The 18,875-nt window shown below is 64.4% G+C and carries 11 protein-coding genes; 9 read left to right on the top strand and 2 right to left on the bottom strand.

Annotation, left to right across the window (positions count from 1 at the left end; genetic code table 11):
* The first annotated feature begins 21 nt into the window (after positions 1–21).
* The 4 genes from zwf to C7G41_RS29685 are packed head-to-tail and all read left to right on the top strand — an operon-like array spanning position 22 to position 3,646.
* Positions 22–1,533: a glucose-6-phosphate dehydrogenase gene (gene zwf / locus C7G41_RS29700; protein ID WP_106945855.1), complete on the top strand. Its 1,512-nt coding sequence runs from the start codon at positions 22–24 to the stop codon at positions 1,531–1,533.
* A complete protein-coding gene (pgl, locus tag C7G41_RS29695; RefSeq protein WP_106945854.1) occupies positions 1,530–2,282 on the top strand; it encodes a 6-phosphogluconolactonase in 753 nt (250 codons plus the stop codon). Before zwf ends, pgl begins: the two co-directional genes overlap by 4 nt.
* On the top strand, positions 2,269–2,799 hold the full coding sequence (locus C7G41_RS29690) for a gluconokinase (RefSeq protein WP_106945853.1): 531 nt from the start codon (positions 2,269–2,271) through the stop codon (positions 2,797–2,799). The genes pgl and C7G41_RS29690 overlap by 14 nt, the downstream gene beginning before the upstream one ends.
* Before the next feature lie 34 nt (positions 2,800–2,833).
* A complete protein-coding gene (locus tag C7G41_RS29685) occupies positions 2,834–3,646 on the top strand; it encodes an HAD family hydrolase (protein WP_106945852.1) in 813 nt (270 codons plus the stop codon).
* Position 3,647: 1 nt separating this feature from the next.
* Here C7G41_RS29685 and C7G41_RS29680 read toward each other — a convergent pair whose 3' ends face one another.
* Both C7G41_RS29680 and malQ read right to left on the bottom strand, forming a co-directional pair.
* On the bottom strand, positions 3,648–5,453 hold the full coding sequence (locus C7G41_RS29680) for a glycoside hydrolase family 15 protein (RefSeq protein ID WP_106945851.1): 1,806 nt from the start codon (positions 5,451–5,453) through the stop codon (positions 3,648–3,650).
* 43 nt (positions 5,454–5,496) lie between these two features.
* Positions 5,497–7,458, bottom strand: coding sequence for a 4-alpha-glucanotransferase (gene malQ / locus C7G41_RS29675; RefSeq protein ID WP_106945850.1), 1,962 nt, complete (start codon positions 7,456–7,458; stop codon positions 5,497–5,499).
* A gap of 204 nt (positions 7,459–7,662) precedes the next feature.
* Between malQ and C7G41_RS29670 the strand changes: the two genes are divergently transcribed.
* Genes C7G41_RS29670 through treZ form a run of 5 tightly spaced genes read left to right on the top strand, consistent with a single transcriptional unit; the run spans position 7,663 to position 18,875 of the window.
* Positions 7,663–9,609 (top strand): maltotransferase domain-containing protein, encoded by a 1,947-nt coding sequence (locus tag C7G41_RS29670; RefSeq protein ID WP_106945849.1) that lies wholly within the window; start codon positions 7,663–7,665, stop codon positions 9,607–9,609.
* A gap of 11 nt (positions 9,610–9,620) precedes the next feature.
* On the top strand, positions 9,621–12,914 hold the full coding sequence (gene treS / locus C7G41_RS29665; protein WP_106945848.1) for a maltose alpha-D-glucosyltransferase: 3,294 nt from the start codon (positions 9,621–9,623) through the stop codon (positions 12,912–12,914).
* Positions 12,907–15,045, top strand: coding sequence for a 1,4-alpha-glucan branching protein GlgB (glgB, locus tag C7G41_RS29660; protein WP_106945847.1), 2,139 nt, complete (start codon positions 12,907–12,909; stop codon positions 15,043–15,045). Before treS ends, glgB begins: the two co-directional genes overlap by 8 nt.
* A gap of 3 nt (positions 15,046–15,048) precedes the next feature.
* Positions 15,049–17,127: a glycogen debranching protein GlgX gene (gene glgX / locus C7G41_RS29655; protein WP_106945876.1), complete on the top strand. Its 2,079-nt coding sequence runs from the start codon at positions 15,049–15,051 to the stop codon at positions 17,125–17,127.
* The gene (gene treZ, locus C7G41_RS29650; protein ID WP_106945846.1) at positions 17,124–18,875 is read left to right on the top strand and encodes a malto-oligosyltrehalose trehalohydrolase; all 1,752 of its coding nucleotides are present in this window, start codon (positions 17,124–17,126) and stop codon (positions 18,873–18,875) included. Before glgX ends, treZ begins: the two co-directional genes overlap by 4 nt.

Here is an 18,875-nt window from a genome sequence, read left to right as displayed (position 1 = left end):
CCAAGCGAAGGCCAATAGTTCGTGACAAAAGACCCGCAGCCAAAGCGCAAGCCGGAAAATTGCGCCTTCGTCATCTTTGGCGTGACCGGAGACCTCACCCATCGACTGGTGATGCCCTCGCTCTACAATCTGGCGGCCGAGAAAATGCTGCCGGAGAAATTCTGCGTCGTCGGCGTGGCCCGCAAGGGCCAGTCGGATGACGAGCTACGCGACAGCCTGATGAAGGGCCTGCGCGAGTTCTCGACGAGGCCGGTCGACGACGACGTCGCGAAACAGCTCCTGCAATGCGTGACCTTCGTCGAGGCCGATCCGAAGGATCCGCCGTCGTTCGACCGCCTGCGCGAGCATCTGGATACGCTGGAATGCGCGCAGGACACCGGTGGCAACCGGCTGTTCTACCTTGCGACGCCGCCGGCTGCGTTCGCGCCGACCGCGCGCGAGCTCGGCCGCACCGGCATGATGAAGGAGAACGGCGCGTGGCGGCGGCTGGTGATCGAAAAGCCGTTCGGCACCGACCTCGCCTCGGCGCGCGCGCTGAACACCGAACTCCTGAAGATCATGGACGAGCACCAGATCTACCGGATCGATCACTATCTCGGCAAGGAGACGGTGCAGAACATCCTGGTGCTGCGCTTTGCCAACGGCATGTTCGAGCCGATCTGGAATCGCAACCATATCGACCACATCCAGATCACGGTGGAGGAAAAGCTCGGCGTCGGCCATCGCGGCGGTTTCTACGACGCTACCGGCGCGCTGCGCGACATGGTGCCGAACCATCTATTCCAGCTGATGTCGCTGGTCGCGATGGAGCCGCCGGCGCGTTTCGACGCCCATTCCGTGCGCTCCGAGAAGGCCGAAATTCTGACCTCGATTCAGCGCCCGAGCGAAGCGGAAGCGCTGAAGAGCTCGGTGCGCGCCCAATATCTCTCGGGGCGCATCGGCGACGATGAGATCCCGGACTATCGCAAGACCGAGGACGTCAAACCCGGCAGCACCACCGAGACCTATGTCGCGTTGAAACTGATGATCGACAATTGGCGCTGGGCCGGCGTGCCGTTCTATTTGCGGACCGGCAAGGCGCTCGGCCACAAGCGCACCGAGGTCGCGATCAAGTTCAAGCAGGCGCCGCTGTCGATGTTCTCAGGCACCGCTGTCGATCGCCTCTCCCAGAACTTCCTCACGATCGGCATCGCACCGACCGAAACCATCGAGCTCCAGTTCAACGCCAAGATCCCGGGGCCGAGCGTCACCATCGACGGCGTCGAGATGAAGTTCCGCTATGGCGACTATTTCCGGGCCGATCCCTCGACCGGCTACGAGACGCTGATCTACGACTGCATGATCGGCGACAACATCCTGTTCCAGCGCGCCGACGGCATCGAAGCCGGATGGCAGGCGGTGCAGCCGTTCCTGGACGCCTGGAAGAACGCGGGCAGCAACGGCATCGAGACCTATCAAGCCGGCAGCGACGGCCCCGCCTGCGCCGATGAATTGCTCCGCCGCGATGGCCGAAGCTGGCGTAAGTTTTCGTGACGGCGGCGGCCGGACAGCCGAAGCTGATCGTCGAGGCCGACGCCGAGTCTCTCGCGCGGGCCACGGCCGAACGGGTGATGGCGCGAATCGCGGCCAATCCCGGGCGCATTGCGATCTGCCTGACCGGCGGCTCCAGCCCAAAGAGGCTCTACCAGCTGCTGGGCAGCGACGCCTGGCGCGAAAAAATCCCGTGGGAGCGCGTGCACTGGTTCATCGGTGACGAGCGCTTCGTGCCCGAAAGCGACCCCCTCAACAACATGGCGGTCGCGCGCGCGACCTTTCTCGATCGCAACGCGCCCTCCGGCCATGTTCACCCGATCCCGACGACGGTCGACAACCCGGATCAGGGCGCCGAGGCCTATGCGCGCGAGCTGCAGTCCTTCTACGGCGCTAAAAGCCTCGATGCGGCACGGCCGCTGTTCGACATGGTTTTGATGGGCGCAGGCCCGGACGGCCACACCGCTTCGCTATTCCCGGGCTACCCCGCGATCGAGGAAACGGGACGCTGGGTGGTCGGCGTCCCCAAGGCCAATGTTGCCCCCTTCGTGCCTCGGGTCTCGCTCACCCTGCCCGCGCTGGCGTCATGCCGCGAAATGCTGTTCGAGATTGCCGGGCACGACAAGAAGCCGATCTTGACGCGCCTGCTCAATGGCGAGACTCTGCCGGCTGTACGCGCGCGCTCGAATGGCGAGACCGTCTGGCTGGTCGACCAGGCCGCGCTTCCGGAGGGAATACGTGGCGGGCGTTGAAGCACCTTGTGCATTGATCGTGATGGGCGTGTCGGGCTCGGGCAAGAGCACGGTTGCAAAAGCGCTGGGCGAGCGCCTCGGCTGGCGGTTCGAGGACGGAGACAGCTTTCATCCCGCCAGCAATGTCGAGAAGATGCGGGCCGGCCATCCCCTCACCGACGAGGACCGCTGGCCCTGGCTCAACGCCATTGCCGACGAGATCGCGCGGGTCTGTGACAAGGGCGAGCACGTCATCATCGCCTGCTCGGCGCTGAAGCACACTTATCGTGACGTGCTCCTGCGCGGACGCGACGACGTCCGCTTCGTCTTCCTGAGGGGCACGAAGGAGCTGATCGCCGCTCGCCTCGCGCAACGCAAAGGGCACTTCATGCCGCCCGGCCTGTTGACGAGCCAGTTCAACACGCTGGAGCCGCCGGAGGCTGGCGAACACGTGATCACCGTCTCGATCGACGAATCCGTGGAAGCGATCGTGGACGGCGCGGTGCGGCAGTTGAAGCTGGGCGGCGCGAAACGCTGAGGGCAAACACCCAAGAAACACCCAAGGGACCGCCATGACAAAAATCTCGCTCGTCGTCTCCGACGTCGACGGTACGCTGCTGACCAAGGACAAGACGCTGACCGACCGCGCGAGGTCCGCGGTGCAGCGCCTGCACCAGGCCGGCATCGGTTTCACGATTACGTCGAGCCGCCCCGCAATCGGCATGCGCTTCCTGATCGAGCCGCTGGCGCTCTGGCTGCCGGTCGGCCCGTTCAACGGCTCCTCGATCGTCGATCCCGAGATGAATCCGGTCGAGCAGCATCTCATCCCGGCCGGCGCGGCCGAGCGAGCCTTGCAAATTCTCCGGGACTTCGGCGCCGACATCTGGTTGTTCACTACCGACAAATGGCTAATCGACAAGCCTGATGGCCAATACGTCGCCCATGAGCAGCATACGATCCGCTCCGACCCGACCATTGTGACGGATTTTTCGCCCTACCTTGCAAGCGCCTGCAAGATCGTCGGCGCCAGCGCCGATGCAGCCGGCCTCGAAGCTTGCGAGAAGGCGATGCAGAAGGCGCTCGGCAGCGAGGCGACCGCGGTGCGTTCGCAAACCTATTATCTCGACATCACCCCACCCGGCTTTGACAAGGGGACGTTCGTGCAAGCCATGGCCAAGCGCCTCGGCATTTCGACGGACGCAGTCGCCACCATCGGCGACATGCAGAACGACCTCGCGATGTTCCGCGTCAGCGGCACCTCGATCGCCATGGGCAACGCGACCGACAACGTCAAGGACCAGGCCACCCACGTCACCGCGAGCAACGAGCAGGACGGTTTTGCGGAGGCGATGGAGATGATTTTGAAGCGGAACGAGGTCGCCTAGGTCACTGCTTCGACCGCTGCATCGCGGGCTTCTCGCTGCCATGCCTTGCCGCCGAAAGATTATGTGCGGTGTTGACCAGCGCGATATGCGTCAGCGCCTGGGGGAAATTGCCGGTCTGACGCTTGGCGCCTGAATCATATTCCTCGGCCAGCAGCCCGACATCATTGGCGATACCGACCACGCGATCGAACAGGATCTGCGCCTTGTCGAGATCGCCCGACAGCACATGGGCATCGGCCAGCCACAGAGTGCAGGCGAGGAAGGCTCCCTCGATCGGCTGCTTCTCCTCGGACACTTCGCGCGGATCGTGCCGCAGCACAAAGCCGTCAGGCATCATGTGTTTTTCCATCGCCGCTATGGTGCCGCGGATGCGCGGGTCTTCCGCCGGCAGGAAGCCGACGGCCGGCAGCAGCAGCACGCTGGCATCGAGCAGCTTCGAGCCGTAGGATTCGACGAAGGCATTCTCCTCCGCGTCGAAGCCGTTGTTGCAGACGTCGCGATGAATGGCGTCGCGCAAGGCGCGCCAATGCAAGAGCGGCGCCTTGAAGCCGAAGGTCTCGGCGCTCTTGATGCCGCGGTCAAAGGCGACCCAGGTCATGACCTTGGAGAAGACATAGTGCTTCGGCTGTCCACGCCGCTCCCAGATGCCATGATCGGGCTGGTCCCAGACCTCGGCGAGATGCTTGAGCACGGCGCATTCCAGCGCCCAGGTCGTCTCGTCGTCGAGCTTGAGCTTGGCCATGCGCGACTGGTGGAAGGCGTCGATCAACTCGCCGTAGACGTCGAGCTGTAGCTGCGCATGCGCGGCGTTGCCGACGCGCACCGGCTGCGCGCCCTCATAGCCGTCGAGCCAACCGGCCTCCCATTCCAGCAGCCGCCGCTGGCCCCAGATGCCGTACATGATCTGCATGTTCGCCGGCGACCCGGCAGCCGCACGCAACAGCCAATTGTGCCAGGCCAGGGCTTCCTCGGTATAGCCCGAATTCATCAGCGCCAGCAGCGTGAAGGTGGCATCGCGCAGCCAGCAGAAGCGGTAGTCCCAATTCCTGGCGCCGCCGAGCTTCTCCGGCAAGGAGGTGGTGGGCGCCGCGACGATGCCGCCGGTCGGACCGAAGGTCAGCGCCTTGAGCGTGATCAGCGAGCGCACGATCAGGTCGCGATAGTCGCCATCGCGATTACAGTGGCCGCACCAGTCCTGCCAGAATTTTTCCGTCTCCTGGAGCGCGAGCTCCGGGTCGATCGGCGCGGGTGGCTCCAGATGCGAGGGGCCGTAGGTCAGCACGAACGGCACGGTCTCGCCGGCCCTCACCTCGAAATCGGAAACCGTGGTCAGATCCTCGCCGCGGGTCTTCGCCGGCGTCCGCAGCACGGTCATGTCCTGCCCGGCGACCGCCAGCAGGGAATGGTCGATCCGCCGCACCCAGGGGATGTCGACGCCGAAGCCGAAGCGGATGACGAGCTCCATCCGCATCTTCACCATGCCGCTGACCCCGCGGACCAGCCGCACGATGTCGGAGGCCTTGCCGCGCGGCGGCATGAAGTCGATCAGCGCAACCGTGCCACTCTCCGTCTCAAAGCGCGTTTCGAGGATAAGGGTGTCGCCGAGATAGCGGCGCGACGTCGCGGTGACGTCCTCGCTCGGCGCGATCAGCCAGCGGCCGTTCTTGTGCGTGCCGAGGAGCGCGGCAAAGCAGGCATCGGAATCGAAGGCCGGCCAGCACAGCCAGTCGATCGAGCCGTTGCGGCCGACCAGCGCCGCGGTCTCGCAGTCGCCGATAAGCGCGTAGTCCTCGATCCTCTGAGACAATGTCGTGCGAGCCTCGAAACGGCGTCCTGGAAGACCCCGGCGATCAACGCCCGCCGGGCAACGAGCGTTCCCGCGTTGCGGCCTTCAAGGCTGCGAGATCGACCTTCGAGGCGATCTTGTCGAGCGTCACGGGCAGGCGCTGGCGCCAGTTCGGATGCTCGTCGATTGTGCCGGGAATGTTGGGCTGGTCGATCACGCCGAGCAGATCCTCCAGCGACACCGCAAGCAGCCGCGAGGGCGTGCGCGACAGGAAGGCGAGCACCGAATAGAGGTCGTTTGCACGAATGCCATTCTGGCGCAGGATCTCGTCGAGCTGGCCCAGCGCATCCCAGCGGGCCTGGTCGTTCTCGCCGGGATCGAGCCCGAGCGAGCGCTTCATCCTGAGATCGCTGAAGGAGCGCCAGCCGGCATAGGTCGACAAATCATGCGTGTTCAGCGTCACCAGCGCGTTGGGCCGGTAGTGATCGACGGCGCGGAAATGGCCGGCATCGTCGCGCTCGAACATCATGACGAGGTAGGACCAGATGCCGAAATCCTGCATGGTCTCGCGGAAACCTTCCGGCACCGTGCCGAGGTCCTCGCCGATCACGATGCACTTATGGGCCGCGCTCTCGCGCGCCACGGTGGCCAGCAGCGCCTCGAACGGCATCTGCACATAGGCGCCGTTGTCGGGCTTGAAGCCGCGCGGCACCAGATACAGCCGCTTCAAGCCCAGCACGTGATCGAGACGGATGGCCCCGGAATGGCGCATCGAAGCTGCGAGCATATCGGCAAACGGCACGAAGGATTGCGCCTCCAGGCCGCCGGCATTGAAGCCGGCGAGGCCCCAATCCTGGCCGATAGTGTTGAGCACGTCCGGCGGCGCGCCGACGGCGAGATGACGGGAGATCGCCCCCTGCTCGTTCCAGGCATCGAAGCCGTTCGACTGCACGCCGACGGCGACGTCGAGATAGAGCCCGACCCGCATGCCGAGCTGACTGGCCAGCTCCTTGGCGGCATGCAACTGGCTGTCGGCCGTCCATTGCACGAATTCGACGAACTCGACCTCGTGCTTGTCGGGCCCATTGCGCAGCTCGGCGCATTTCGTCGCGTCCGGCTGCTGCCATTGCTTCGGCCATTCCCACCACGGCGCCGCGAAGCGATGGCGGAGCACCTCAAAGCAGGCAAAACGGGACAACAGCGGCGCGCGAGCCGCGCGGAAAGCGTCGAACTCGTTGCGGCGGACACCGCTCGCGGTTTTCACGAAGCTGTCGAAGGCGGCACGCAAGGCCAGCCATTTCAAGGCCGCCATGTCCGGATAGGGCACACGATCGCCCTTACGGAGCCGCGCGGCGGTCACGGCCGCGTCGGGGACGAGGTCGGGGGAAAATTCCGGAATCGCCTCGACGTCGATGTAGAGCGGATTGAGAAACAGCCGGCTGTTCGGCGAATAGGGGCTGCAGTCGGCCGGATGGTCGTCGAACAACACATGCAGGGGATTGAGCCCGACGCCGTCGGCCCCCAATTGCTTGGCCAGCCGAACGAGACCGGCGAGGTCGGTGAAATCGCCGATGCCCCAATTACGGTCCGAGCGGACGCTGTAGAGCTGCACGGCAAGCAGCCAGCCGCGGTCGAAATCGCCGCCAAAGGCCCGCTCCGGCGCCACGATCATCGGCACCTCTTCGGTCACACCTTCGGCATCGGTCAGCGTCAGCCGGTGATAGCCGAGCGGCAGGCCGGCGGGCCAGGCGATCACGGGTTCGCGCGTCTCACCCTGCGCGATCACGTTGCCGTTGCCGGTCATCTTCCATTTGAGCGGCGGCGCACCGATCGTCGCCAATTCGGTGCGCGGATGTCCCAGGGCGCGTACCACCACGGGCCCGCTGACGAAGCGATAAACCCGCTTCTCCGGCAGGGCGTCGAGGATGGATTTGAGGGCCACGGGATCCGTGATCCGCAGCTTTCCGAGGGCATCGACGAATTCAGACTGAACGCCCTTGATACGGGCTTGAGCTAAAAGATCCATTCGGCACGCAGCTTGCAAGCCATTCTCTGGCCGGGGGAATTGATTTTAACGAGGTGACGGAAGAGGTTAGTCTGGGTTAACTCGCGAACCGCGCCTGCCGTTCCCCAGGGAACCAATGACACACAAGCGGCTTTCTATATAGGTATCAAGCGTAGGTTCCCGGCAAGGGAAACGGGCTCCTGCTTTCTTGTCAATGGCATCACCGTGAACAAGACAATTCAAACTGTCGAGAGTGCCGCAGCCGGCAGCACTTTCCTCATCGAAGACGTCTATCCCCTGATCGACGGCGGGCGCTTCGCCGTGAAGCGGATCGCGCGCGAACGGGTCGAGGTCTGGGCCGACATCTACCGCGACGGCGACGCAGTGATCGGCGCAGCGCTGATCTGGCGACAAGAACAGGACCGCGAATGGCAGAGCGAGCCGATGATCCCTCACGGCAATGACCGCTGGTCCGGCGCGTTCACACCCGTCGAGCCCGGCAAATATGTCTATGCGATCGAAGCCTGGACCGACGAGTTCGCCACCTGGTCGCACGCCATCACGCGCAAGCAGCGCTCCGGTGCCGACGTCACCCTCGATGCGATCGAGGGCGCCGGCCTTCTGACCAAGGCGCATGGCGCGCAGCAGGACGCCGCCGCCGTCATCGTCAGGCAATGCGAGGACTATCTTCAGACCGGCGACGTTGCCCCGCTGCTGGCAACCGAGCTCGGCGCAGCCATGGCCGAGAGCCAGTCGCGGCCGGACCTCACGCGCTCGGCGCTATTCCCGCTGTTCGTCGACCGCGACAAGGCGCGCTTCGGCGCCTGGTATCAGATGATGCCGCGCAGCCAGAGCATGGTGGCAGGACAGCATGGCACGCTCCGCGACTGCATCGTGCGCGTGCCCGACATCGCCGCGATGGGCTTCGACGTGCTCTACTTCACGCCCATTCATCCCATTGGCCGCACCCGGCGCAAGGGCCGCAACAACACGCCGGTAGCGAGCGAAGGCGATCCCGGCTCGCCTTATGCGATCGGCGCCATTGAAGGCGGGCACGACGCGCTGCATCCCGAACTCGGCACGATTGAGGATTTTCGCGCGCTGGTCGCGACCTGCCTGGAATACGGGCTCGAGCTCGCGCTCGACTTCGCCGTGCAATGCTCGCCGGACCACCCGTGGCTGACACAGCATCCGGAATGGTTCAAATGGCGCCCGGACCGCTCGGTGCGGACGGCTGAGGGCCCCTATTCCGACATCGTCATCCCCGATTTCACGTCCGTCGACCGGGCTGGACTGTGGAACGCATTTCGCGACGCCATGCTGTTCTGGATCGACCACGGCGTCACCATCTTCGCCATCGACAATCACGACACCGCGCCGCTCGCCTTCTGGGAATGGCTGATCCGTGACATCCGCCGCCGGCATCCCGAGGTAATCCTGTTCTCCAAGACGTTTGCGCGCCCGAAGCTGATGAAGGGGCTCGCCAAGCTCGGCTTTGCACAATCGTTCAGCTATTTCCCCTGGCGCACGGCGAAGTGGGAGCTGCAGCAATATCTCGGTGAGCTGACGCGTTATCCGGAACGTGACTTCTATCGGCCGAACCTGTTCGTGAACACGCCCGATCTTTTGCCCTATCATCTCCAAGGCGGGGAGACATGGGCGTTCAGATCGCGCGTCGCGCTCGCCGCGACGTTGTCCGGCAATTACGGCGTCTACAGCGGGTTCGAGTTGCTGGAGCACGACGCGATCCCCGGCCGCGAGGAGTATCTCGACTCCGAGAAATACCAGATCAAGCAGCGCGACTGGGACAAGCCCGGCACCATCAAGGCCTATATCACGGAGCTCAATCGCATCCGCAACGAGAATGCCGCGCTTCGGCAGACGGCGAACCTGCGCTTCCTCGGCATCGAAGACGACGAGACGATTGCCTTCGTCAAGGAAGCGACCGACCCGGCCAACATCGTCGTGGCCGTGGTCGCGCTCTCGCGCCACGTACGCGAATTCTGGTTGCCGCTCGGCGACATCACGGTTGACGCCGGCGGGCAGCGACACCACGTGTCGGCACTCGAAAACCTCCTCACCGGCGAACAGGCCCGCATCGAATGGGGCGGGATCAGGTTGCGTATCGATCCCGACCGCGATCCGGCGCTGCTGTTCCGCTGCCTGGCGTAGGGGCGCACGCCATGAACGTATTGCCTTCCGTCGACACCAAGAAAGCCGAGGCTGCCGAGATCGTGGATGAACTCTGGTACAAGGACGCCATCATCTATCAGCTCCACGTCAAGGCGTTTGCCGATAGCAATCATGATGGCATCGGCGATTTCGCAGGGCTGACCGAGAAGCTGCCTTATCTCCAGGAGCTCGGCGTGACCGCGCTGTGGCTGTTGCCGTTCTATCCCTCGCCCGGCCGCGACGACGGCTACGACATCGGCGACTACGGCGCGGTCAATCCCGATTTCGGAACGATGAAGGACTTCAAGCGCTTCATCCAGGAAGCGCAGAAGCGCGGCCTGCGCGTCATCACCGAGCTGGTCGTCAACCACACCTCGGACCAGCACAATTGGTTCAAGCGCGCGCGCCGCAGTCCTGCAGGCTCGAGCGCCCGCAACTGGTATGTCTGGAGCGACACCGACCAGAAATACCAGGGCACGCGGATCATCTTCACCGACACGGAGAAATCGAACTGGACCTGGGATCACGAGGCCGGCGCGTTCTACTGGCATCGCTTCTTCTCGCACCAGCCGGACCTCAATTTCGACAATCCGCGCGTCGTCAGCGCGCTGATCCAGGTGATGAAGCGCTGGCTGGATGCCGGCGTCGACGGCTTCCGGCTCGATGCCATTCCCTATCTCTGCGAGCGCGAGGGCACCTCGAACGAGAACCTTCCCGAGACGCATGCGATCATCAAGCGGCTGCGCCAGGAACTGGATTCCTATTCCAAGGGAAAGCTGCTGCTGGCCGAGGCCAATCAATGGCCGGAGGACGTGCAGGAATATTTCGGCCGCGGCGACGAATGCCACATGGCCTACCATTTCCCGCTGATGCCGCGCATCTACATGGCGATCGCGCAGGAGGACCGCTTCCCGATCACCGACATTTTGCGCCAGACGCCGGACATTCCGGCAAGCTGCCAATGGGCGCTGTTCCTGCGCAACCATGACGAGCTGACGCTGGAGATGGTCACGGACGTCGAGCGGGACTATCTCTGGACCACCTACGCCAACGATCCGCGCGCCCGCATCAATGTCGGCATCCGCCGGCGCCTCGCGCCGCTGATGGACAACGACCGGCGCAAGATCGAGCTGATGAACTCGCTGCTGCTGTCCTTCCCCGGCACGCCGATCATCTATTACGGCGACGAGATCGGGATGGGCGACAACATCTATCTCGGCGACCGCAACGGCGTGCGCACGCCGATGCAGTGGAGCCCGGACCGCAACGGCGGCTTCTCGCGCTGCGACCCGGCCCGCCTCTATGCGCCTCTGATCATGGATCCCGTCTACGGCTACGAATCGGTGAACGTGGAGGCACAGTCGCGCAGCCTGTCCTCGCTGCTCAGCGCGACCAAGCGCCTGATCTCGGTGCGCAAATCGACGCTCGCCTTCGGCCGTGGTACCATGACGTTCATCCGTCCCGCCAATCGCGCCGTGCTGGCCTATGTCCGCCAGTACCGCGACGAGGTGATCCTCTGCGTCGCCAATCTGTCGCGCGCGGCCCAGGCGACCGAGCTCGATCTGTCGCCATGGAAGGACCGCATCCCGCAGGAGATGCTCGGCCGCACGCGGTTTCCGCCGATCGGCGAGCTACCCTACATGGTCACGCTGGGGCCCTATGGCTTCTACTGGTTCCAGCTCACCGAGCGCGACAAGTCCGAGCCGGTGACGCCGCGCGCAGTGCCGGAATTCGAGACGCTGGTGGTGCCCGTGAACTCGACCTGGGTGTCGCTGGCGCGCGAGCGCGGCGTGTTCGAGCATGAGGTGCTGCCGGGATTCCTGTCGCGCACGCGCTGGTATCCGGAGCACAATCCCAAGCACATCAAGCCGACGCTGACCTCGGCGGTGCCGTTCTGCGATATCGGCGACAACAGGCCCTGGATCGCGTTCTTCGAGGCGGCGCAGGGCGACGTCACCACGCGCTACGTGCTGCCGATGCAGATCGAATGGGTGCGCTTCGACCGTGAACGCTTCAATCCCAGGGCGCTCGCCGCCGTGCGCCAGGGCGCCCGCGAAGGGACGCTGCTGGATGTGGCGACCGAGCAGATCTTCATTGGCCTGTTCCTGCGCAATCTGTCGCAGAACCTGGTGGTGGAAGAAAACAATCTGCGGCTGGAGTTCAAGGCGACCAGCCGGTTTGCCGAGTACACCATCAAGGAGCCCGAACGCATCCGCGCGATCGAGCAGTCGAACAGCACAGCGCTGGTCGACAACCAGTATGTCGCCAAGATCTATCGCCAGCTCGAAGGCGGCATCAATCCCGAGATCGAGATCGGCTCCTACCTCACCGAAATCGCCCGCTTTGCCAATACGCCTGCACTGCTCGGCAGCGTCGAGCTGGTCGAAGACGACAGTCGCAGCGCAGTCGGCGTGCTGCACGCCTATGTCGAGAACCAGGGCGACGGCTGGGCTGTCACCGCGGGCTATCTCGACCGCTATATCGACGAGCAGCGGGTGCTGCCCCCGGGCGAGATGCCCCGGGAGACCCAGGAGCAAGCGCCCTATCTGCACTTCATCGCGCAGATCGGCCGGCGGCTCGCCGAGCTGCATGTGGCTCTGGCCGCCGCAAAGCCAGGCGATCTCGCGCCGGAGCCTATCGGCTCTGCACACGTCAAGCGCTGGTCATCCGAGCTCAAGGCACGGGCCGAGCGCGTTTTCGAGCGCCTGGCCGCCAGCAGCGACGGCCTGCGGGAGGTGGACCGACCGCTGGCCAATCAGCTCACCGCGGCGCGCGCGTCCCTGTCCGGCCGGCTCAACGCGCTGTTGCCTTCCGCGATCGGCGGGTTGAACATCCGTCATCATGGCGACTTCCGCCTCGGGCAAACTCTGATCGTGAAGGACGATATCTTCATCATCGACTTCGACGGAGATCCGCGTTTGCCGCAGGCCGACAAGCGGCGCAAGTTGCCCGCGGCGCGCGACGTTGCCGGTCTGATCCGCTCGATTGATCTTTCGGTTAACGCGGCGCTTCACCGCGCGCTCACGGGCGCCTCCGACGAACAGGGCCGGCTTACGGCTGCGCTTGGCGAATGGCGCGAGCGCGCCACCGCGACGTTCCTCACCGCCTACCGCGAAGCCATGACCGATCGGCGGCTGTGGCCGGAGGATCGGCAATCCGCGACCGGCCTGTTAACGTTTTTCCTGCTTGATCAAGCGTTTAAGGAAGTAGAGTACGAGCTGTCCCACCGGCCTGAGGGGCTCCATGCGCCGCTGTCCGGACTGCTTCGCATTCTGTCCAGTATCGAGAGCGAAGCCCATGCCTAAACTCCCTGCCGAGGCCTATGCGATCATCGAGGGTCGCCACTCCGATCCTTTCCACTATCTCGGGCTGCATCCCGAGGGCGACAAGAGCGTGGTGCGCGCATTTCTTCCCGATGCGTCCAACGTCGAAGCGGTGGGCGAGCACGGCGAGGTGGCGAAGCTCGATCGCGTCCATGCTTCCGGCCTGTTCATAGGCGCTCTTCCGAACGGCGCGAAGCACTACCAGCTCCGCGCGAAGTTCGGCGACAACGTCATCGAATTCGAGGACACCTATCGCTTTCCGCCGATCCTGACCGATTTCGATCTCTATCTGCTCGGCGAAGGCACCCACCAGCGCCTTTACGACAAGCTCGGCGCGCATCCGATGCGGCTCGAAGGCATCGATGGCATCGGCTTCGTGGTGCTGGCGCCCAACGCCCGGCGTGTCTCCGTGGTCGGCGACTTCAACTTCTGGGACGGGCGGCGCCATCCGATGCGGGTGCGCGGCGCGGGCTATTGGGAATTGTTCATCCCGCACGCCAAGGCCGGCGACCACTACAAGTTCGAAATTATCGGACCGCATGGCCATCTGCTTCCGCTGAAGTCCGATCCGATGGCCTTTGCAAGCGAGGTGCGGCCGAAGACCGCTTCCATCGTGTTCGACGAAGCGCATCTGCCGCGGCCGCGACCGGCGCCCGACGGCATCAACGCGTTGTCCGCGCCGATGTCGATCTACGAGGTCCATCTCGGCTCATGGCGTCGCAAGAACGGTGATGAATGGCTCACCTATCGCGAGCTGGCCGAGCAACTGCCGGCCTACGCCCGCGACATGGGCTTCACCCATCTCGAATTCCTCCCCGTCAGCGAGCATCCTTTCGACGGCTCATGGGGCTATCAGCCGACCGGCCTGTATGCGCCAACCAGCCGTTTCGGCACACCGGAGGATTTTGCCGCGCTCATCGATGCCTGCCACCGCGAAGGCGTCGGCGTGCTGCTCGACTGGGTACCCGGCCACTTCCCGGACGATCCGCACGGGCTCGGCAGCTTCGACGGCACCGCGCTTTACGAGCACGCCAATCCGCTCCAGGGCCGGCACCTCGATTGGGGCACGTTGATCTACAATTACGGCCGCACCGAAGTAACGAACTTCCTGGTCTCGAACGCGCTGTTCTGGCTCGAGCGCTACGCGATCGACGGACTGCGGGTCGATGCCGTCGCGTCCATGCTCTACCTCGACTACAGCCGTCCGCCCGGCGCGTGGATTCCCAACCAGCATGGCGGCCGGGAGAACATCGAAGCGATCGCTTTCTTGCGTCGCGTCAACACCGAGCTGTTCGCGCGTTTCCCGCAGGCGACCACGGCCGCCGAAGAGTCCACCGCCTGGCCGCAGGTTTCGCGTCCGGTCGAATTCGGCGGGCTCGGCTTCGGCTACAAATGGAACATGGGCTGGATGCACGACACGCTGAACTACATCAGCAAGGACCCGATCCACCGCAAGCATCATCACGGCGACATCCTGTTCGGCCTGCACTACGCCTTCTCGGAGAACTTCGTCCTGCCCCTGTCGCATGACGAGGTCGTGCACGGCAAGCGCTCGATCCTGGGGCGCATGCCCGGCGACGAATGGCAGCGCTTCGCGAATTTGCGCGCCTATTACAGCTTCATGTTCGGCCATCCCGGCAAGAAGCTGCTGTTCATGGGCGCCGAGATCGCGCAAAGCCGCGAATGGAATCACGACCAGTCGCTCGACTGGCACTTGCTCGACTACAAGCCACATTCAGGCATCCAGGCGCTGATCCGCGATCTCAACCGGCTCTATCGCGCGGTGCCCGCCCTGCACGAGATGGATTGCGAGCAGGCCGGCTTCGAATGGCTGATCACCGACGACGCCAACCGCAACGTGTTCGCCTGGCTGCGCAAGGGATTTGACGAGCATGCCCGGTGCATGGTGATCGTCAATTTCTCGCCTAACGTCTATCGCAACTACCGCGTTCGCGCGCCCCTCGGCGGCAAGTGGAAGGAAGTGTTCAACTCGGACTCCGCCCATTACGGCGGCAGCAATGTCGGCAATATCGGCGAAGTCCACGCCGTCAATGGCGAGCTACGTCTCACCATTCCGCCGCTCGCCGCGATCTTCCTCGTTCCGGAAAGCTGAATGATGCGCCTGACTGCTGGATCGCCCGCACGCCTCGGCGCAAGCTGGGACGGACGCGGCACCAATTTCGCGCTGTTCTCCGCCAACGCGCAGAAGGTCGAGCTATGCCTGTTCGACATGCAGGGCCGCCGCGAACTCGAGCGCGTCGAGCTGCCGGAGCGCACCGAGGATGTCTGGCACGGCTATCTCAACGACGTCTCGCCCGGCCAGCTCTACGGCTACCGCGTGCATGGCCCCTACGAGCCCGAACACGGCCATCGTTTCAACGCCAACAAGCTGCTGCTCGACCCCTATGCCAAGCGGCTTTCCGGGCGGCTGGTCTGGAGCGACGCGCATTTCGCCTACCGCACCGGAAGCCCGCGCGAGGACCTGTCGTTCGACAGGCGCGACAACGCGCGCGGCATGCCCAAGGCCGTCGTCGTCGACGAGACCTTCAACTGGGGCCGCCGCGAGATCCGGCCCAACATTCCCTGGGAAGACACCATCATCTACGAGGCCCACATCAAGGGACTGACGCAGAAGCGCGACGACGTGCCGCCGAATTTGCGCGGCACCTATGGCGGCCTGTCCTCGCCGGCCATGATCGAGCACCTGAAGAAGCTCGGCGTCACCACGGTGGAGCTTCTGCCGGTGCACAGCTTCGTCGATGACCGCATTCTGGTGGAGAAGAAGCTCGTCAATTACTGGGGCTACAACACCTTGTCCTTCTTCGCGCCCGAGCAGCGCTACGCCCAGGACAACGCCCTCGATTCCTTTCGCACTACGGTCGCCCGTCTGCACGATGCCGGCATCGAGGTGATGCTCGACGTCGTCTACAACCACACCGCCGAGGGCAATCACCTCGGTCCGACGCTGTGCTACCGCGGCATCGACAACGCCTCCTATTACTGGCTGAACCGCGAGAACCCGCGCTATTACGACGACTTCACCGGCTGCGGCTCGTCGGTGAACCTCACCCACCCGCGCGTGCTGCAGATGGTGATGGATTCCCTGCGCTACTGGGTCGAAGTCTGCCACGTCGACGGCTTCCGTTTCGACCTCGCCACCACGCTGGCGCGCGGGCCGAACGGCTATGATCGCGGCAGCTCGTTCCTGACCGCGATCCGCCAGGACCCGGTGCTGGCGAGCGTCAAGCTCGTCGCCGAACCCTGGGACCTCGGCCTCGGCGGCTATCAGGTGGGCGCATTTCCCTCGCAATGGTCGGAGTGGAACGACCGTTACCGCAGCGCCATGCGCCGCTACTGGAGCGGCGAAGGCAGCCTGATCGGCGACATCTCCAGCCGCATGACGGCGTCCTCCGACCTGTTCAACCACGACGGACGGCGGCCGCGCGCCAGCGTCAACCACATCACAGTGCATGACGGGTTCACCCTCGCCGATCTCTTCAGCTACAACGAGAAGCACAACGAGGCCAATGGCGAGGACAATCGTGACGGCTCCAGCGACAACCACAGCAACAATTGCGGTGTCGAGGGCCCGACCGACGATCCCCAAATCGTCAGCTTGCGCCGGCAACTTCGCAAGAACGTGCTGGCCTGCCTCATGCTGGCGCAGGGCATTCCGCTGATCCTCGCCGGCGACGAGGTCGGCAATACGCAATCAGGCAACAACAACGCCTATTGCCAAGACAACGAGGTTGGCTGGGTCGGCTGGGACAATCTCGGCAAGGACGGCGACGACATGGTCGATTTCGTCGCCGAGCTCGCCGATATCCGCCGCCGGTTCTCGCAGCTCCGCAGCCATCGCTGGCTCGACGGCCGCCCCAAGGACGGCATCTCCTACGGCGCGCTGTGGCTGACGCCGGCCGGCGACGAAATGACGGAAAATGACTGGAAATTCCCGGAAGGGCGGTTTCTCTCCTATGTGATGGGGCCGATGGAACCGGGCAGCGCCGCGATCTTTATCGTACTGAACGCAGCCCCCGAAGAGATCGCATTCAAATTGCCAAAATTGACCGAATACAAGAGCTGGCAGCAAATCCTCAACACGACCGACGCCAAGCTGAACACGGTCGACTTCCTGCCCGGAAGCGACAGCAAGGCGCCGCCGCGCTCCGTGCTCGCTTTCGCGGGGGCGCTATGAGGCCATCCTTCGGGGCGAGGCCGACGAAGGACGGCGTGTCGTTCCGGCTGTGGGCGCCTGCCGCGCGCCGTGTCGATCTCCTGCTCGACAGACGACACGCGATGCAGCGCCGGCAGGATGGCTGGTATGTCGCCGACATTGCCAATCTGCCCGTCGGCAGCAACTACAAATTCAGGATCGACGACGAGGTGGACGTGCCCGATCCGGCGTCTGCATTCCAGCCCGACGACGTGTTCGGCCCGAGCGAGGTGATCGATCACGACGCCTTCGCCTGGCGCGCATCCGATTGGCGCGGCCGTTCCTGGGAAGAAACGGTGCTGATCGAGACGCATGTCGGCACCTTCACTGCGGAAGGCACCTATCGTGCCATGATCGACAAGCTCGATCATCTCGTCGCGACCGGCATCACCGCGGTCGAACTGATGCCGCTGGCCGACTTTGCCGGTCGTCGCGGCTGGGGTTATGATGGCGTGCTGTGGTACGCACCCGACAGCGCCTATGGCCGTCCCGATGATCTGAAGACGCTGATCGACGAAGCACATCTGCGCGGGCTGATGGTATTCCTCGACGTCGTCTACAATCATTTCGGCCCCGAGGGAAATTACCTCGGCCGCTACGCGCCGGCCTTCTTCACCGACGCGCACACGCCATGGGGCAGTGCGATCGATTATCGCGTGCCGCAGGTTCGCGCTTTTGCCGTCGAGAACGCGCTGTCGTGGCTCAGTGACTATCGCTTCGACGGCCTGAGGCTCGATGCCGCCAACCACATCATGGCGAGCCCCGGCGAGCAATCGATGCTGCAAGACCTCAGCGTCGCCGCGGGCGAGCTTGCCAAGGCGACGGGGCGGCATATCCATCTCGTGCTGGAGAACGGCGACAATCGCGCGAGCCTGCTCGACGCCGCGCAGGAGCCCCCGAACGGCAAATATCGCGCGCAGTGGAACGACGACTACCACCACGTCTGGCACGTGATGCTGACCGGCGAGCTCGCCGGCTATTACGCGGACTATCAGACACCGCGCCTCGATCTCGCACGCGCGCTCGCCTCCGGCTTCGTCTATCAGGGCGAGATCTCGGAATTCTGGGGCAAGAAGCAGCGCGGCGAGAACAGCGGCGAGCTGCCGCCGGCAACCTTCGTCAATTTCCTGCAAAACCACGACCAGATCGGCAACCGGCCGCTCGGCGACCGGCTCGAAAGCCTGGCACCGCCCAAGCAGATCGAAGCCGCGCTTGCGGTGACCCTGCTCGCGCCGATGGTGCCGATGCTGTTCCAGGGCGAGGAGTGGGGCTCTAGCGCGCCCTTCCCGTTCTTCTGCGACTTCCAGGGCGGACTGGCTGATGCCGTCCGCAAAGGGCGAAAGCAGGAATACGCCTGGGCCTATGAGACATATGGCGACGAGGTGCCGGACCCGCTCGATCCGGCAACGCTGCAATCGGCCGTGCTCGACTGGACCGGCCGCACGCCGGAGCAGGATGCACGTCTCGCGCTGGTGCGGGAGCTGCTTGCGCTCCGCCATAAAGAGATCGCGCCACGACTGAAAGGTGCGCGCTTCGGTGATGCCGCCGTGGCCGATAGCGGCCTGCTCACCGCACATTGGCGCATGGGAGATGGCGCGACGTTGCGCCTCGTCGCCAATCTCTCCGACAAGGACACTGCATATTCCGACAGCGGTGTGGGGACCTCGATCTGGGGCGCGACTGGCGACCGGCTTGCGCCCTGGTCGGTGGTCTGGCGCCTCGGAGGTTGA

It is taken from the genome of Bradyrhizobium sp. MOS002, from assembly GCF_003020115.1.
Lineage (GTDB): Bacteria > Pseudomonadota > Alphaproteobacteria > Rhizobiales > Xanthobacteraceae > Bradyrhizobium.
This window is presented reverse-complemented; position numbering and strand designations above follow the sequence as displayed.

Bases quoted from the DNA above. Each gene is read 5' to 3' on its own strand.
- C7G41_RS29685 (WP_106945852.1), top strand. From the start codon at position 2,834: ATGACAAAAATCTCGCTCGTCGTCTCCGACGTCGACGGTACGCTGCTG.
- malQ (WP_106945850.1), bottom strand. From the start codon at position 7,458: ATGGATCTTTTAGCTCAAGCCCGTATCAAGGGCGTTCAGTCTGAATTC.
- treS (WP_106945848.1), top strand. From the start codon at position 9,621: ATGAACGTATTGCCTTCCGTCGACACCAAGAAAGCCGAGGCTGCCGAG.
- glgB (WP_106945847.1), top strand. From the start codon at position 12,907: ATGCCTAAACTCCCTGCCGAGGCCTATGCGATCATCGAGGGTCGCCAC.
- glgX (WP_106945876.1), top strand. From the start codon at position 15,049: ATGCGCCTGACTGCTGGATCGCCCGCACGCCTCGGCGCAAGCTGGGAC.
- treZ (WP_106945846.1), top strand. From the start codon at position 17,124: ATGAGGCCATCCTTCGGGGCGAGGCCGACGAAGGACGGCGTGTCGTTC.